The sequence below is a fragment of the Massilia sp. Root133 genome (genome assembly GCF_001426525.1).
In the GTDB taxonomy this organism is placed as follows: Bacteria; Pseudomonadota; Gammaproteobacteria; order Burkholderiales; family Burkholderiaceae_D; genus Telluria; species Telluria orientalis.
In genome coordinates this window covers 371,120-385,803 of record NZ_LMEW01000033.1, presented here as the reverse complement: position 1 = coordinate 385,803, position 14,684 = coordinate 371,120, and the positions used below count along the sequence as shown (strand labels likewise).

Sequence of the window (14,684 nt, the reverse complement as noted above, 5' to 3'; positions counted from 1 at the left end):
CTCCTTGTATGTTTTTTTGGGCAAAGCGGATCCCGTCCGGCCGCGGCGCAGATGCCGCGGCAGGTCGCTGGAACAGGATCGGAGGATTGCTTAGTCGAGCAGGGCTTCGACTTCTTGCGCCGTCGGCGCATACGGCCCGGCGTGCATGGCGGCCGTGGCGGCCACCGCCGCGATGCGCGCGAGCTGGCACGACGCGCGCATCTCCGGATGGAGCAGCAGGCCCGTAATCCAGCCGGCCATCGACGCATCGCCGCAGCCGACGGTGTCGACGACGTCCACGCGGCGCGCGGGCGCATCGAGCACCTCGTCGGCGCGGATCAGCGTCAGGCCATCGGCACCGCGCGTGTACAGGATCTCGGCATCCGGCGCCAGCGCGCGCAGCGCGGCCAGCGCGTCGCGCTGTTCGAGGCCCGGGAACAGGCCTTCCAGGTCTTCGTCGGACACCTTGATGTGGCTGGCGAGACCCGCGATCAGTTCGAACGTGGGCCGGTACGCCGCGTCGCGCATCGCGTTGCGGAAGTTCGGATCGAAGGCGATGCGCTTGCCGGCCTGGCGCGCCATCAGCGCCTGCTCCACGAGACGCCGCGCCAGCGGTCCGCGCGCCAGCGCGAGGCTGCCCACGTGGATGACGTCGGCCGCTTCCAGCCAGCCGTCCGGCAGCAGCGCGGGGCGGAAGTGCAGGTCCGCGCTGTTCTCGCCCAGGAAGACGTAACGGGGCGGATGGCGCGACGTCACCATCGCGATGAACGGCGGCGCGTCCACGCGCTGCAGGAAGCGTTCGTCCAGGCCGGCCGCGCGGCTTGCGTCCGCGATCTCGTCGCCGAAGGCATCCATGCTGACGGCGCCCGCATAACCCGTGTGCAGCCCGAGCCTTGCGCCGACGCGCGCGACGTTCCAGCACGAACCGCCGGGCAGCGAGCGCCACGTGCCGTCGTCCTGGCGGATCATGTCGGTGAGCGCTTCGCCGAAGACCACGTAGCGGGGGAGTCGTTGTGCTTGCATGTCAGTTCGCCTGTTGTTGATAACGCCATTTATCGAGCATCACGGCGAGCACGATGACCGTGCCCTTCGCCACGTACTGCCAGAACGACGACAGGCCGAGGATCGTGAGACCGTTGTTGAGGAGGCCGATGATCAGCGCGCCGATGACGGTGCCCCAGATCGTGCCCACGCCGCCCATCAGGCTCGTGCCGCCGAGGACCACCGCGGCGATCGCATCGAGCTCGTAGCCCGAGCCCCAGTTGCCGTTCGCGCCATACAGGCGGCTGGTCGACATGGCGCCCGCGGTGCCGGCGCACAGGCCGGAAAAGGCATAGACGAAGACGAGGACGAGGCCGACCTTGATGCCCGTGAGCCGCGCCGCCTGCGGATTGCCGCCGACCGCATACACGTGCATGCCGAGGACGGTCCGGCGCAGGATGAACCAGGCCACCAGCACCAGCGCGGCGGCGACCCACACGAGCCACGGCAGGCCGGCGAACGAGTCGTTGCCGATCCATTCGAAGGTCGGGATCTCGCGGTTCAGGATCGTGGTGCCGTCCGCGAGCAGGTAGGCCGTGCCGCGCAATGCCGTCATCGTGCCGAGCGTGACGACGAACGGGTTGATCTTGAATACGGCGACGAGCGTGCCGTTCAGCAGGCCCATGCCCAGGCCCGCGAGTAAAAAGATCGGCAGCGACAGCGCGGGCGCGTGGCCCGGCAGCGACGCGATCATGCCCAGCACCGCGGACACCGCCAGCACGGAGCCGACGGACAGGTCGATACCGCCCGTGAGGATCACGAACGTCATGCCCGTCGCCAGCACGAGATTGATGGAACTCTGGCGCAGCACGTTCATCGTGTTGGCCGTCGTCGCGAAATTCGACACGCCGTCTTCGGCGAAGTAGCCGGTCAGGAAGTAGAACACGATGTACAGCGCGACGAGCACGGGCAGCATGCCCATCGTCGCGAACATGCGCGAGAACGCCTGGCCAATGCCGCCGTGCGCGGACGCACGCGGCGCCGTGGGAAGGGATGATTTGAGGGTCTGCATGATGATGTCTCCTATGCGGCCTGGGCCTGGGTGGCCAGCGCCATGATGTTTTCCTGGGTGATGCGCTCGCCGAGCAGTTCCCCGGACAGCCAGCCTTCGCGCATGACGAGCACGCGGTCGCACACGCCGATGATTTCCGCCAGCTCGCTCGAGATGCACAGCACGGCCACGCCCGCATCCGCCAGCTCGTGGATGATCCGGTAGATCTCGTGCTTGGCGCCGATGTCGACGCCGCGCGTCGGCTCGTCGAGGATCAGCACGCGCGGCCCGATTTCCAGCCAGCGCGCGAGCAGCAGCTTTTGCTGGTTGCCGCCCGAGAGGCCGCCGATGATGCCGTCCGGCCCCGCGCCGCGCGCCGACAGCTTCGTGATCGCACCGCGCGTGACGTCCAGCAGTTCGCCGCGCCGGAGCACGCCGCAGCGCGCATGCTTGCCGAGCACGTTCATCGTCACGTTCGCCAGCAGCGACTGTTGCAGGAACAGGCCCTGCCCCTTGCGGTCTTCCGGCACGTAGGCGATGCCGAGGCGGATCGCATCGCCCGGCGTGCGGATCGTCACCGGCCGGCCATCGACTTCGATCGTGCCGCCGGACAGAGGGTCCGCGCCAAAGACCAGCCGCGCCAGTTCCGTGCGGCCCGCGCCGACGAGGCCCGCAAGGCCGACGATCTCGCCGGCGCGCACGTCCAGCGACACGGGATGCACCTTGGCGCCATGCACACCGGCGAGCTTCAGGCGCACGGGGCCCGGCACGCGCCGCTCCGTATGTTCGTAGAAGCCGCCGATCTCGCGGCCGACCATCATGCGCACGACCGTGTCCGGCGTCGCTTCGTCGCGCGGCAGCTCGCCGATCCACGTGCCGTCGCGCAGCACGGTGACGCGGTCGGCCAGCATGCGCACTTCCGCCATGCGATGGCTGATGTAGATGATCGCGATGCCCCGTTCGCGCAGCGCGCGCATCACGTCGAACAGGCGCTCGGTCTCGCGCTCGGACAGCGCGGCCGTCGGCTCGTCCATGATCAGCACGCGGCTGTCGTGCACGAGGGCGCGGGCGATTTCCACCTGCTGCTGGTCGGCGATCGACAGGCCGCTCGCGATGCGGTTCGGCGCGAACGTGGCGCCGAGGCTTTTCAATACCTCGGCCGCGCGCCGGTTCATCTGCGCCGTGTCGACGATGCCGAAGCGTCGGCGCGGCTCCGCGCCCATGAAGATGTTCTGCGCGACGGTGAGATTGGCCGCGACGGACAGCTCCTGGTAGATCAGGTTGATGCCGCACGCGCGCGCATCGGCGGGACACCCGATGCGGACTGGCTTCCCGGCCACGCGGATCTCGCCGGCATCCGGCTGGTACACGCCGGCGAGGATTTTCATGAGGGTGCTCTTGCCGGCACCGTTTTCTCCCATCAGCGCGTGGATTTCGCCGGGGCGGATGGTCAGCTGGACGCCGTCGAGCACCGTGACGGCGCCGAAGCGTTTGCGGATGCCGGATACTTCCAGCACCGGTTGTGGATCTCGTGTTGCCATTGTCTCCTCCGATGAGGTTTTTTTAGTGACTGGCCCAGCCCTTGTAGGCCAGCACGTTCTGCTTGGTGATCGCAGGGGTGGGAATCAGCACGACCGGGTTCGCGGGCCGCTTGCCGTTCATGATCCCGTAGCCGATGTCGACGGCCAGCGTGGCCATCTTGTAGGGGTCTTGCGCGGTGGTGACGGCGAAGATGCTGTTCTTCGCCCTGAGCGCCGCTTCCGCATCCGGCGCGCCGTCGACCGACGCGACCATCTGCACGTCCGGGCGGCCCGCCTGCTTGACCGCGAGTTCGGCACCGATCGCGGACGGGTCGTTGATGGCGAAGACGGCATCGATGCGGCGGTGCGCGATCAGGAGGTTCGTCATCACTTCCATGCCGCCATCGAGGCTGCCCTTCGCATCCTGGTTGTCGGACACGATCCGGATGCCGGTGCCGGCAAAGGCCTGCTTGCAGCCGGCCACGCGCGCGATCACGGCGGTGACGGGCGGGCCGTTGACGATGACGACGTTGCCCTTGCCGTGCAGGCGTTCGACGATGCGCTTGCAGGATTCCGTGCCGGCCATCGTGTTGTCGGACATGACCGTCGCATCCGCGTTGTCGGCGCCGACGTCGACGGCCACCACGACGATGCCGGCAGCGCGCGCCTTTTGCAGCACGGGCGCGATGCCTTTCGGATCGGACGCGTTGACGATGAGGATGTCGACCTTGTTGGCGATGAAGTTCTCGATCTGGCCGACCTGGGTGTTGAGGTCGTACTTGCTGGAGACGGTGGTGACCTTGACCTTGTCGCCGCCGACCTTTTTCGCGGCGTCGAGCGCGCCCTTGCCGATGGCGACGAAGTAGGGATTGGCGAGGTCGCTGACGGCCACGCCGACGGACTTCAGCGGGCGCGCGGCGTGCGCCACGCCGGCCAGGGAGAAGGCGAGTGCCGCGATGCACGCGAACACGGCGGATCTTTTCATGACGGTGTCTCCGAGCTGTTTTAAGTATGGGTTACTGCCTGACGGAGAAACTTTACACGTGTCGACTTTTTGTCGTCAACAGATTTTTTTACAAAATTTTTAATGGTTGAGTGACCACAACAACAGTGACCCACAGCGAGCGGATGGCGCCTGCGCGAGGGAAATCCGCGCTCTTATTGCACGCAAGTATTTTTGCTATGATGGTGACGCGCCTGTCGGCGGGCGCTTACTTTACACGAGTCAACAAACTGATGAAAACAGCGCAAAATCCCCGTAGCCCGGCCTCTCGTGGCCCGGCCTCTCGTGGCCCGGTGACCATGCACGACGTCGCCGCGCGGGCCGGCGTGTCGCGCGCCACGGTGTCGAAGTATTTCAACGACCGCGAGGGATTGAAAGCCGATACGCGGGCCCGCATCGAGCAGGCCTGCCGCGACCTCGAATACGTGCCCGACCCGCACGCCGTGAGCCTCGTGCGCGGGCGCTCGCGCATGGTCGGCGTGATCCTGCCGGTGGTGAACGAACCGTTCTTCGCCGAGGCGCTGCGCGCGATCGAGGCGAAGGCCAAGGCGCTGGGCATGGACGTGATCATCCAGTGCTCGTACAACGACCCGGCCGAGGAAGCGGCGGCGCTGATGACGATGCGGTCGATGAAGGTGGCGGGCGTGATCCTGACCGCGGTCGCGTCGACGGCGAACCTCGACCTGCTGCTGCGGCTGGAGCAGGAAATGCGCATCGTCTACATGGACAGCTACGTCCACGAAGACTGCAACTACGTCATGAACGACAACCGCCTAAGCATGGCGATGCTGACCCGCTACCTGCTGGGCCGCGGCCACCGTCCAGCCTACCTGGGCGCGCCGCCCGTCGCGCATCCGTCGCCGGAAGAACGGCTGGCCGGCTACCAGGACGCGATGACGGAAGCCGGCATGCAGCCGCACCTCGTGCCGGCCAGCACGCAGCCGTCGTGGGATTTCGAAGCGTACGCGTTCCGCCACGTGCTCGACTGGCTCGCGAGCGGCGCCTGGAAGCGCGCCGGCGTCACGGCGCTGGCCTGCGGCACCGACAGGCTCGCGATCGGCGCGATGTCCGCCTGCCGCCGCTTCGGGCTGGAGCCGGGCAAGGACCTCGCGATCGTCGGGCACGACGACCTGCCGATCTCCGCCTACCTGTATCCGCCGCTGACGACGTTCCGCCAGGACGTCGCCGCCATCGGCGTCGCGGCGATGGAATGCCTGCAGGCGCAGCTCGACGGCGCCGGCACGACGCCTTACCGTAAGCGGTTTACGGGGGGACTGGTGCCGCGCGAGTCGGCGTGAGCACGTTCAACGCTTGGGCCGGAACCATTTGACGGCGGCGCGCGCATTGGCCTTGACCGTGTAATCGATCTTGGCGAACTGCTCTTCCAGCGCCTCCGCGAGCACGCTGCCCGGGCTGGGCGGCGGCAGGTGCAGGTGGGCGTCCGCTTCTCCGTATTCGCGGCGGATCTCCATGCCGGCCTTCTTCGCGATGTGCATCATCGTGCGGTTCGACGACAGGCACTGCATGTACAACGTGTCGACGTCGGAATTGCGGCAGTGGATGGCGGCCCGTTCGAACAGCCGCGTGCCCACGCCCTGCCCCCGCGCCGATCTGGAAACGGAGACGCCGAACTCGGCCACTTTTTCCTTGTCCGTGTAATGGATGCTGTCCGGATGCGCCTCGCGCGACGTGAACGCGAGGTGGCCCACGCCCACCAGCTGGAACCGCCCGTTGACAACGCCGAACACGATGTCCTTCGAAAAATCGAGCTTCGCGACATACGCTTCGATCAGCTCGTCCGGCAACACGCTGCCGAAGCGCAGCAGGCGATCGTCGCGGTCGAGGGCCAGGAAGTGGCGCAGGATCCGCCGCCGGTCGCGCCTGGCCAATGCCTTGACCAGCACGGCCTGCCCCTTCTTCTTGATCAGGTGGTTCAGCCAGCGGCGGAGTGGATGGTCCTGCATGGGCGCCCTATTCTTGCGTCGATACAACAGAATTTGATCACTTATCGCTGCGAACGGGATACCAAGGATAAAGCGGCATATACTTGATTCTAAAGAGAAATCGAGAGTGTCGCATGCCATTGTTTCGCCAGGCCCTGCCCTGCCTGATCTTCTGGATGAGCGTGCTGCTCGCGTTTCCATCCACCGCAGCCAACGCAGATGCATCCGCAGCCTGGCAACCATTTTCTCACGTCTCGTTCCGGCATCACACCGAAGAAGCGCTGCGTTTCGGAACCTCTCTCGCCCAGGATCGCGACGGTTTCCTCTGGCTGGGTACGCAGACCGGCCTGGTTCGCTGGGACGGTTTCCGGGTGCGGCGCTATGTGGCCGATCGGGCGCGGGAAGGTAGCCTGCCGGACGGCTATATCCAGAGCGTGCACGTGGACGCGGGCGGACGCCTGTGGGTCGGTACGAGCGCGGGCGGCCTGGCGCGCTACGACGCGGCGCGCGATCGCTTCGCCGTGATCCCGGCCGGCCCGGGCGGCCTGGGCCATGCACGCGTCTCCAGCATCGTCGACGACGGCGCCGGCGGCATCTGGGTCGGCACCGGCGCGGGACTCGAACGCGTCGATGCCGAGGGCAAGGTGCACGCCGCCGCCAGCGGCGCCCCGCAGCTCGCCGCACCCGTGCTGCCGCCGGACGGGGTGGACGTCTTGTTGCGCGACCGCCAGGGCGGCCTCTGGATCGGCACCCGCGAGGGCCTGTTCTACCGGTCCGGCGACCACGACCGGCTGGAGGTCGTGCACCTGGGGCTGCCGGCGCCGAACGAACCGTCGATCAACGCCTTGTACCAGGACAGCGCGGGGCGCGTATGGATCGGCACCCGCACCCATGGGGCCTTCGTCATCGCGACGCGGGGCGCGGCGCCCCGTCCCATCGTGGAAACGGGTCCGCAGGCCGCGTTGCAGGGCGAGCGCGTGTTCGCGATCGTGCAAAAGGACGAGGACGTCGTCTGGCTCGGCACGGAGAGCGGCGGCATCGTCGAGGTCGACGTGCGCCAGGGCACGACGCGGCGCCTGCGCTACCGCGGCGATGTGCCGGACAGCCTGCGCAGCGACGAGATCCTCGCCATGCTGCGCGAGCGCGGCGGCCAGATCTTCGTTGCCACCGGCGGTACCCTGAGCCAGCACGATCCCCTCCCGCGCGGCATCGTGACGGTGCGGACGATCGGCAGCATTACCGGCCTCAACGTTTATCATCTGCTGCCCCGCCCGGACGGCAAGGTATGGCTGAGCGTTCCCGGCGGTGGCGTGAGCATCGTCGAACCGCACACCGGCGCGGTGGCCGAGATCAGGGCGGACGCCAACGCCCTGCCCAAGGGCCGGGTGCTCGCCATGGCGAATGCGCCGGACGGCAGCGTCTACCTCGGTACCCAGCAAGGCCTGTATCACAGCGACGGCACCGGGCGTGCCGTACGGCGCGTCGAGATTGCGGGCCGCCGTCCCGACGCCTCCGTCTGGGCCCTGGCGTGGCGCGGCGACGTCCTGTGGCTGGGCGGACTGGACGGGGCATGGGCGGTGCGGCCGTCATCCGCCGGGCCGGCGACCGTGCTGCGCCACGAAGACGAGGCGCTGGGCGACCGCCGCGTCACCGCCCTGCTGCCGCTCGCGGACGGCAGCGTGTGGATCGGCACCCGGCGCGGCGTCGTGCGGCTGGACCGGAACGGCACGACGGTGGAGCGCTTGCCGACCGACAATGCCGACCGCACGCGCGCGCCGAACGGCTTCGTCTCGTCCCTGCTCGTCGACCGCACGGGCCGCCTGTGGGTGTCCTCGTTCGGCAACGGCATCGCCATCCTCGATCGCACCGATGCCGGCGGGCGCCGCTGGTTCCGGCGCCTGACGACGGCCGACGGCCTGCCCGACAACAGCGTCAACATGCTGGTACAGGACCGTAGCGGGCAGATCTGGCTGAGCACCGACCTCGGCCTGGCCGGCGTGCACCCCGACACCCTGCAGGTCCGCCGGCTGGGCGAGGCCGACGGCGCCCACGTGCCGAGTTACTGGACCAGCTCGGGCGCGCTGGGGGCCGACGGCGAAGTGCTGTTCGGCGGTTTCACCGGCCTCTCCGTCGTATTCCCCGACCGGCTGGACACCCGCCGTCCCCCGCCCCGGCTCGCCATCACGCAACTGATGCTCGGCGGGCGTGCGATCCGTGCGCTTGCGCCGGCCGCGCCGGCTGAGCCGGCCGCGCTGACCGTCACGCCCGCCGATCGCGAACGCGGTTTCGCGGTCGAATTCGCGGCCCTGGATTACATGCCGGCCGAGCACCGCCACTACGCCTACCAGCTCGAAGGCTTCGACACCGGATGGATCGAAGCCGACACGACCGTGCGCCGCGCCAGCTACAACAACCTGCCGCCAGGGAACTACCGCCTGCGCGTGCGCGCCACCGGCGACGATACCGTCAACCTGGAACTGCCGGTCCGCGTCCTCCCCGCCTGGCACCAGCTGGCCTGGGTGCGGGCGCTGGGTGCGATCGTCGTGCTGGGCATCCTTGCCGCCCTGATGCAGGCCCGCACGTCGCTGCTGCGCCGGCGCCAGCGCGAGCTGGAGGCCGTGGTCGCCAGCCGCACCGCCGAGCTGCGCGCCACCCAGCTGAAACTGGAAACCATGGCCTACAACGACGCGTTGACGGACCTGCCCAACCGGCGCCGCTTCAACGACGAACTGCAGCGCCTGGCCGCCCTCAGCCGGCGCGGCGGCGACCCGTTCGCGCTGCTCCTGATCGACCTGGACCGCTTCAAGCACATCAACGATACGCTCGGCCACGATGCGGGCGATGCGCTGCTGGTCGCGGCGGCGGAGCGCCTGCGTGCGGCCGTGCGCCAGACCGACTGCGTGGCGCGGCTGGGTGGCGACGAATTCGCCGTCCTGCTGACGCCCGCCAGCGACGCCATCGTCGGCGACGTGGCCCAGCGCATCGTCGATTCGATGCGCGCACCAATCGCGTTCGGCGCCCACGACATGCACGTCAGCGCCAGCGTCGGCACCGCCTTGGCCTGGCGGGACGGCGTGGACACGGACGCGCTGTACAAGAACGCCGATACGGCGCTGTACTGCGCCAAGGAAGCGGGCCGCGACACGTGGTGCAGGTTCGGGGCCGACGCCGCGGCGGCCTAGGTTCAGTCGCGCACGTCGCCCAGCGCCGCCTTCACGGCGCTCACCCGCGCGGCGTGCACGGCTTCCGGAATTCTTTCGCGGTTCTCGGCATGGCGCGCCGCCACCTCGCCCGCGTTCACGCCGCGCGCCGCGTCCAGCGCGCGCAGCAGGTAAGGCGCCTGCGGATAGGCGCGGCTGCGCATCTCGTGTCGTTCGTCGCCGCGCCCTCGCGCATCGCATTCGGACGCCAGCAGCATCTGCGCGAAGCGGTCCGGCTTGCGGAACGCGTCGCAGCGTTCGAACAGGGTCACGATCGTGTTCGGCCGCAGGTCGAGCGCGCGGCTGACGTTGCCGTGCTCGCGCGCCGTCATCACGGCCAGGTCGCGGCACCCCGTCGGCACGCGCAGGCGCTTGCTCAGTTCCGTGATCAGGCGCGGCCCCATGCCTTCGTGGCCATGGTGCTTGGGCCAGTGTTCGGGCGGCGTCGACCCTTTACCCAGGTCGTGCATCAGGGCGGCGAAGCGCACCGGCAAGTCGTAGCCCTGTTCGGCCGCGTAATCGATCACGAGCATCATATGAACGCCGGTATCGACTTCGGGATGGTGCAGCGGCGGCTGCGGCACGCCCCACAGCGCATCGAGCTCGGGCAGGATGCGCGCCAGCGCGCCGCAGTCGCGCAGCACGGCCAGCATGCGCGACGGCTTTTGTTCCATCAGCCCGCGCGACAGTTCCTGCCACACGCGCTCCGGCACGAGCGCATCCACCTCGCCCGCCTCGACCATCTGGCGCATCAGCGCGAGCGTCGTGCCGGCCACCGTGAATTCCGGGAAGCGCGCGGCGAAGCGGGCCAGGCGCAGGATGCGCACGGGGTCTTCGGCGAACGCGGGCGACACGTGGCGGAACACGCGGTCCTGTAAATCCTGCAAGCCGCCGTACGGGTCGACGATGGTGCCGTCCTCGGCGCGCGCCATCGCATTGATGGTCAGGTCGCGCCGGATCAGGTCGTCTTCGAGCTTCACGTCGGGCGCGGTGTGGAACACGAAGCCGTGGTAGCCCGGCGCCGTCTTGCGCTCGGTGCGGGCGAGCGCGTATTCCTCGTGCGTCTCCGGGTGCAGGAAGACGGGGAAATCCTTGCCGACGGGCCGGAACCCCTTGGCGATCATGTCCTCGGGCGTGGCGCCGACGACAACCCAGTCGTGGTCCTGGACGGGCAGCCCCAGCAGCTCATCGCGGACGGCGCCGCCGACGACGTACGCCTGCATCGTCATCAGTCCGGCAACTCGTCTTCGTGCAGGCCGGCGATTTCCGTTTCGGCCATCGCCTCCTCGACCCAGCGCGCGACGGCCGGGTGCGCGAGCACGCGCTTGCAATAGGCCTGCAGCGCGGGCGCCAGCGCCACGCCATAGGTCTGGAAGCGCGTGACGACGGGCGCGAAGAACGCGTCGGCGACGGAGAAATCGCCGAACAGGAAGTTGTGGTGGCCGAAGCGGGACAGGCACTCTTCCCAGATCTCGCAGATGCGGCCGATGTCGGCCTGGGCGCCCGGCGTGCGGCCGCGGCCCGGCAGGCGCGCCTTGATGTTCATCGTCATCGCGGTGCGCAGGTCGCCGAAGCCGGAATGCATCTCGGCCACGACGGAACGGGCCAGCGCGCGGGCGGCCACGTCTTGCGGCCACAGATGCTTCTCAGGGAATTGCTCGGCCAGGTATTCGCAGATGGCGAGACTGTCCCAGATCGTCATTTCGCCGGCCAGCAGCACCGGGACGCGGCCGGACGCCGAGTACTGGGCGATGTTGGTGGCCGTGTCCGCCTTGTCGAGCAGGACGCGCACTTCCGTGAACGGGATACCGGCGGCGACGGCGGCCACCCAGGGCCGCATCGACCACGAAGAGTAATTCTTGTTGCCGATGACCAGGGTCAGGCCGGCCTGGCGTGCGTTGTCGAGGGTCTGCGTCAATGTCGGGTCGAGTTCGAGAGTCTGCATGGTGTGGCGTGATCGTTGAGGTCAGCGCCCGGCACGGGCGCGCAGGACGTCGAGTCCGCCGGGGGGCGCCAGGTACTGCGGCGCGACGGCCTCGAGCGCCGTGAGCTTGATTCCCAGCGCCGCTGTTGTCAAGACTTTATTGTCCCCGGACGGCTGGAGCACATTGTCGACCTTCATCGAATCGAGGTTGTCGCGCGTGATGACGGGCTCGCCCGGCAGCAGCTCGAACAACATCGCCTGCAGCCGCGCGAGCGCATCCGGCAAGGCGATCACCTTGCGCTCGTGCCCCGCATAGCGCCCCGCCAGCCGCACCAGGTCGCCCAGCTCGTAGACTTGCGGCCCGCCCAGTTCATAGGTGAGGCCGGCCGTGTGCGGATCGAGCAGCGCGCGCACGAACGCCTCGGCCACGTCGCCCACGTACACGGGCTGGAAGCGCGCATGCGCGCAGGCGAGCGGGACGACGGGCAGGTGGCGCTGTAGGCGCGCGAACATATTGAGAAATTTATCTTCCGGGCCGAACACGACGGATGGCCGGAAGATCGTCGCCGCGACGCTGGGCTGGCTCGCCGCGGCCGCCTCGCCGTCGGCCTTCGAGCGCTGGTACATCGACGGGCCGTTGCGGTCGGCCCCCAGCGCGCTCATGTGCAAGTAGCGCGGCACGCCCTCGAGCGCGCAGGCGGCGGCGATGCGATGCGGCAAATCGACGTGGGCCCGGCGAAAATCCGGCCCGTACGGGTTGCCGCGGCGCGAGTGCAGGATGCCGACCAGGTTGATGACGGCATCGCGCCCGGCCACGAGCTTGCGGAGCGCCGTGTCGTCGTAAGGATCCGCCTGCACGATGTCGACGCCCAGCGGCATCAGGTGCATCGCGTGGCTTTCGTGCCGCGTGGGCACGACGATGTCGATGGCGTGCTCGGACAGCCTGGCCGCCAGGTGACTGCCGATGAATCCCGTCCCGCCGAACAGAACGACCGATTGCGCGTGCATGCTCGTCTCCTGATGGATTAAGGAAGGCCGATGCCTCCGCCGCGCGGCGTGATCGTACCCAGGCGCGCCTTGAGCGATTGCGGACGCTTGTCGAACAGCGCGGCATAGTTCGTCGCGTTCGACATCACGTTGCGCACGTAGGTTCGCGTTTCCTCGAACGGGATCGACTCCACGAACACGGCCCCTTCCATCGGCGCCGTCAACAGCCCGCGCCACGTGCGTGCGCGCCCCGGTCCGGCGTTGTACGCGGCCGTCGCCAGCACCTGCGAGCCTTCCGCACTGTTCAGCACCATGTTCAGGTAATTGGTGCCGAGCACGATATTCGTCCGGATATCGCTGAGCATGCCGTGGCCGTAGTCCGTCAGCCCGATCTTTTCCGCCACCCATTTACCGGTCGACGGCATCACCTGCATCAGCCCGGACGCGCCCACGCCCGACTGCGCATCGGAGACGAAACGCGATTCCTGGCGGATCAGGCCATAGACCCAGGCCTGGTCCAGGCCGAGGCCCTGCGCCGTCGGATGCAGGATGTCGTTGTGCGGCGCCGGGAAGCGCTGCGTGTAGTCGAACTCGGTGCGCGTGCGTTCGGACGTGGACAGCATGCGGTCGAGGATATCGTTCTGGCGCGCGAATTCGGCGGCGGCGAGCAATTGCCGTTCCGTGAATCCGGTGAGCGCCCAATTCCATTCGCGCGTGCCTTCGAAACGCATGCGCATCGAAAAGAATTTCAAGGCGCGCTTGAAGCCGGGGTTCGTGGCCACCTGCGCCAGCTCGGCCGGCGTGGGCGGCGCGGCGCTGGGCGGGATGCTGATCTGCATGCCCAGCTCTTCCATCGCCAGCTGGCCATAGAAACTGTTCTGGTCGGCGATGCCGCGGTACAAGGCCTGCGCATCCTCGCGCCGGCCTTCTGCCTGCAGCGCGCGGCCCAGCCAGTACGTCCAGGCGGGCTCGTCATGCTGCTGCGGCGGCATCGCCTCGATCGTCGCACGCACCGTCTTCCAGTCGCCGCGGCGCAGCGCGATGCGCGTCTTCCACTCCAGCTGGTTCCACGTCAGCGGCGCCCCTTCCGCCTTCTTCCAGTCGTCGTACGCTTCGGGCGCCAAGGTCAGCGACGCGGCCAGCGCGATGTTCGCCCAGCCGATCGCCCTTTCCTCGGCCGACAGTTTCGATGCGTTTTTGTTGAGCGCCACCGTCGCCAGTTTCAGGCTCGTGCGCGCCATGCGGCCGATGGCGACGAGGTAGATCTCATGGTCGGCGCGCGTGCTGCCGATGCCGCGCGCCATCGCCACGGCCGGCAGGTCGACGGCCTGCGCGGCGCGAGTGTCGGACGCACCCAGCAGCAGCGCCGTGCGGCGCGACGGCCCCGTCGCATGCATCTCGCCGGCCAGGCGCAATTGCGCCAGCAAATCATTGTTCGTGAACTGGCCGGACTGGACGAGCTGGTTGACGAGCGCGGCGCAGGCTTCGCCGTACATCGGCGGATTGTCGAGCAGCACGCGTGCCTCGGCCGCCACGTTTTGTCCCTTCGATGCGCGCGACAGCAAGGCGTAGCACTTGACCTGGTAATCGTCTTTCTTGACGAACAGGGGCAGCTCGCGGTCGAAGTTGACCCAGTCGCGCTTACGGCCGAGTTCCAGCAGCCAGTCGTTGCGCAGGCGGTCGGCGATGGCGCTGCCCTCGTAACGTTTCAGGAAATCCAGGATTTCCTCGTTGGAAGCATCGCGCAGCCGCGGTTTGAGCCGATAATAGTCGACGTACGACGGAATCGCGTAATCCGGCAGCCGGGCCGCCAGCGCCGCCGCTTTGTCGGCATCGTTCTTGCGGGCAGCGTCGCGCAGTTGCGCGAAGAGTTCGTCCTGCTCGCGGCTGGCGTCGGCCTGCGGTCCGGGCGCGACGACCGGCGCAGGCACCGCGGTGGGCGCAGCGGGTGCGGGGAGTGTCGTCCCTGGCGACACGGCCTGGGCCGCGGCAGCAGACGACGCGAGGAAGAGCAGGCTGGAAGCGGCCACGACGGCGCCGGCTAACAGTGTCTGCGACATCGATAATGCAATATTCAATGTAGGCTTCATTTCATC

General features: G+C 68.3%; 11 protein-coding genes. 2 read left to right on the top strand and 9 right to left on the bottom strand.

Translation table 11 applies throughout. From position 1 onward, the window contains the following. Nucleotides 1-90: 90 nt before the first annotated feature. The 4 genes from ASD28_RS24220 to ASD28_RS24205 are packed head-to-tail and all read right to left on the bottom strand — an operon-like array spanning nucleotide 91 to nucleotide 4,516. Complete coding sequence (locus ASD28_RS24220; protein WP_056134553.1) at nucleotides 91-1,002, bottom strand: carbohydrate kinase; 912 nt, start codon at nucleotides 1,000-1,002, stop codon at nucleotides 91-93. A gap of 1 nt (nucleotide 1,003) precedes the next feature. Next, entirely contained in the window at nucleotides 1,004-2,032 is a 1,029-nt protein-coding gene (locus tag ASD28_RS24215; RefSeq protein WP_056134551.1) for a ribose ABC transporter permease, read from the bottom strand. Between the two features lie 11 nt (nucleotides 2,033-2,043). Further along, on the bottom strand, nucleotides 2,044-3,552 hold the full coding sequence (locus tag ASD28_RS24210) for a sugar ABC transporter ATP-binding protein (RefSeq protein ID WP_056134548.1): 1,509 nt from the start codon (nucleotides 3,550-3,552) through the stop codon (nucleotides 2,044-2,046). A gap of 22 nt (nucleotides 3,553-3,574) precedes the next feature. Then, nucleotides 3,575-4,516: a substrate-binding domain-containing protein gene (locus ASD28_RS24205; RefSeq protein WP_056134545.1), complete on the bottom strand. Its 942-nt coding sequence runs from the start codon at nucleotides 4,514-4,516 to the stop codon at nucleotides 3,575-3,577. 317 nt (nucleotides 4,517-4,833) lie between these two features. Between ASD28_RS24205 and ASD28_RS24200 the strand changes: the two genes are divergently transcribed. Further along, nucleotides 4,834-5,832: a LacI family DNA-binding transcriptional regulator gene (locus tag ASD28_RS24200; RefSeq protein ID WP_056134541.1), complete on the top strand. Its 999-nt coding sequence runs from the start codon at nucleotides 4,834-4,836 to the stop codon at nucleotides 5,830-5,832. A gap of 6 nt (nucleotides 5,833-5,838) precedes the next feature. Here the strand turns inward: ASD28_RS24200 and ASD28_RS24195 are convergent, their stop codons facing one another. Then, a complete protein-coding gene (locus ASD28_RS24195) occupies nucleotides 5,839-6,498 on the bottom strand; it encodes a GNAT family N-acetyltransferase (RefSeq protein WP_056134540.1) in 660 nt (219 codons plus the stop codon). A 113-nt stretch (nucleotides 6,499-6,611) separates the two neighbouring features. Between ASD28_RS24195 and ASD28_RS24190 the strand changes: the two genes are divergently transcribed. After that, nucleotides 6,612-9,659, top strand: coding sequence for a ligand-binding sensor domain-containing diguanylate cyclase (locus ASD28_RS24190; protein ID WP_056134537.1), 3,048 nt, complete (start codon nucleotides 6,612-6,614; stop codon nucleotides 9,657-9,659). A gap of 2 nt (nucleotides 9,660-9,661) precedes the next feature. Here ASD28_RS24190 and ASD28_RS24185 read toward each other — a convergent pair whose 3' ends face one another. Genes ASD28_RS24185 through ASD28_RS24170 form a run of 4 tightly spaced genes read right to left on the bottom strand, consistent with a single transcriptional unit; the run spans nucleotide 9,662 to nucleotide 14,648 of the window. After that, nucleotides 9,662-10,900, bottom strand: coding sequence for a multifunctional CCA addition/repair protein (locus tag ASD28_RS24185; protein WP_056134831.1), 1,239 nt, complete (start codon nucleotides 10,898-10,900; stop codon nucleotides 9,662-9,664). Between the two features lie 5 nt (nucleotides 10,901-10,905). Further along, nucleotides 10,906-11,622 carry a glutathione S-transferase family protein gene (locus tag ASD28_RS24180; RefSeq protein ID WP_056134534.1) on the bottom strand — a complete coding sequence of 239 codons (717 nt, stop codon included), beginning with the start codon at nucleotides 11,620-11,622 and terminating at the stop codon, nucleotides 10,906-10,908. A gap of 21 nt (nucleotides 11,623-11,643) precedes the next feature. Then, nucleotides 11,644-12,609 carry a complex I NDUFA9 subunit family protein gene (locus tag ASD28_RS24175; protein ID WP_056134531.1) on the bottom strand — a complete coding sequence of 322 codons (966 nt, stop codon included), beginning with the start codon at nucleotides 12,607-12,609 and terminating at the stop codon, nucleotides 11,644-11,646. 17 nt (nucleotides 12,610-12,626) lie between these two features. After that, nucleotides 12,627-14,648, bottom strand: a complete 2,022-nt coding sequence (locus ASD28_RS24170; RefSeq protein ID WP_082577606.1) for a lytic transglycosylase domain-containing protein — start codon at nucleotides 14,646-14,648, stop codon at nucleotides 12,627-12,629. Nucleotides 14,649-14,684 lie beyond the last annotated feature (36 nt).

Bases quoted from the DNA above. Each gene is read 5' to 3' on its own strand.
- ASD28_RS24220 (WP_056134553.1), bottom strand. From the start codon at position 1,002: ATGCAAGCACAACGACTCCCCCGCTACGTGGTCTTCGGCGAAGCGCTC.
- ASD28_RS24215 (WP_056134551.1), bottom strand. From the start codon at position 2,032: ATGCAGACCCTCAAATCATCCCTTCCCACGGCGCCGCGTGCGTCCGCG.
- ASD28_RS24210 (WP_056134548.1), bottom strand. From the start codon at position 3,552: ATGGCAACACGAGATCCACAACCGGTGCTGGAAGTATCCGGCATCCGC.
- ASD28_RS24205 (WP_056134545.1), bottom strand. From the start codon at position 4,516: ATGAAAAGATCCGCCGTGTTCGCGTGCATCGCGGCACTCGCCTTCTCC.
- ASD28_RS24200 (WP_056134541.1), top strand. From the start codon at position 4,834: ATGCACGACGTCGCCGCGCGGGCCGGCGTGTCGCGCGCCACGGTGTCG.
- ASD28_RS24195 (WP_056134540.1), bottom strand. From the start codon at position 6,498: ATGCAGGACCATCCACTCCGCCGCTGGCTGAACCACCTGATCAAGAAG.
- ASD28_RS24190 (WP_056134537.1), top strand. From the start codon at position 6,612: ATGCCATTGTTTCGCCAGGCCCTGCCCTGCCTGATCTTCTGGATGAGC.
- ASD28_RS24185 (WP_056134831.1), bottom strand. From the start codon at position 10,900: ATGCAGGCGTACGTCGTCGGCGGCGCCGTCCGCGATGAGCTGCTGGGG.
- ASD28_RS24180 (WP_056134534.1), bottom strand. From the start codon at position 11,622: ATGCAGACTCTCGAACTCGACCCGACATTGACGCAGACCCTCGACAAC.
- ASD28_RS24175 (WP_056134531.1), bottom strand. From the start codon at position 12,609: ATGCACGCGCAATCGGTCGTTCTGTTCGGCGGGACGGGATTCATCGGC.
- ASD28_RS24170 (WP_082577606.1), bottom strand. From the start codon at position 14,648: ATGTCGCAGACACTGTTAGCCGGCGCCGTCGTGGCCGCTTCCAGCCTG.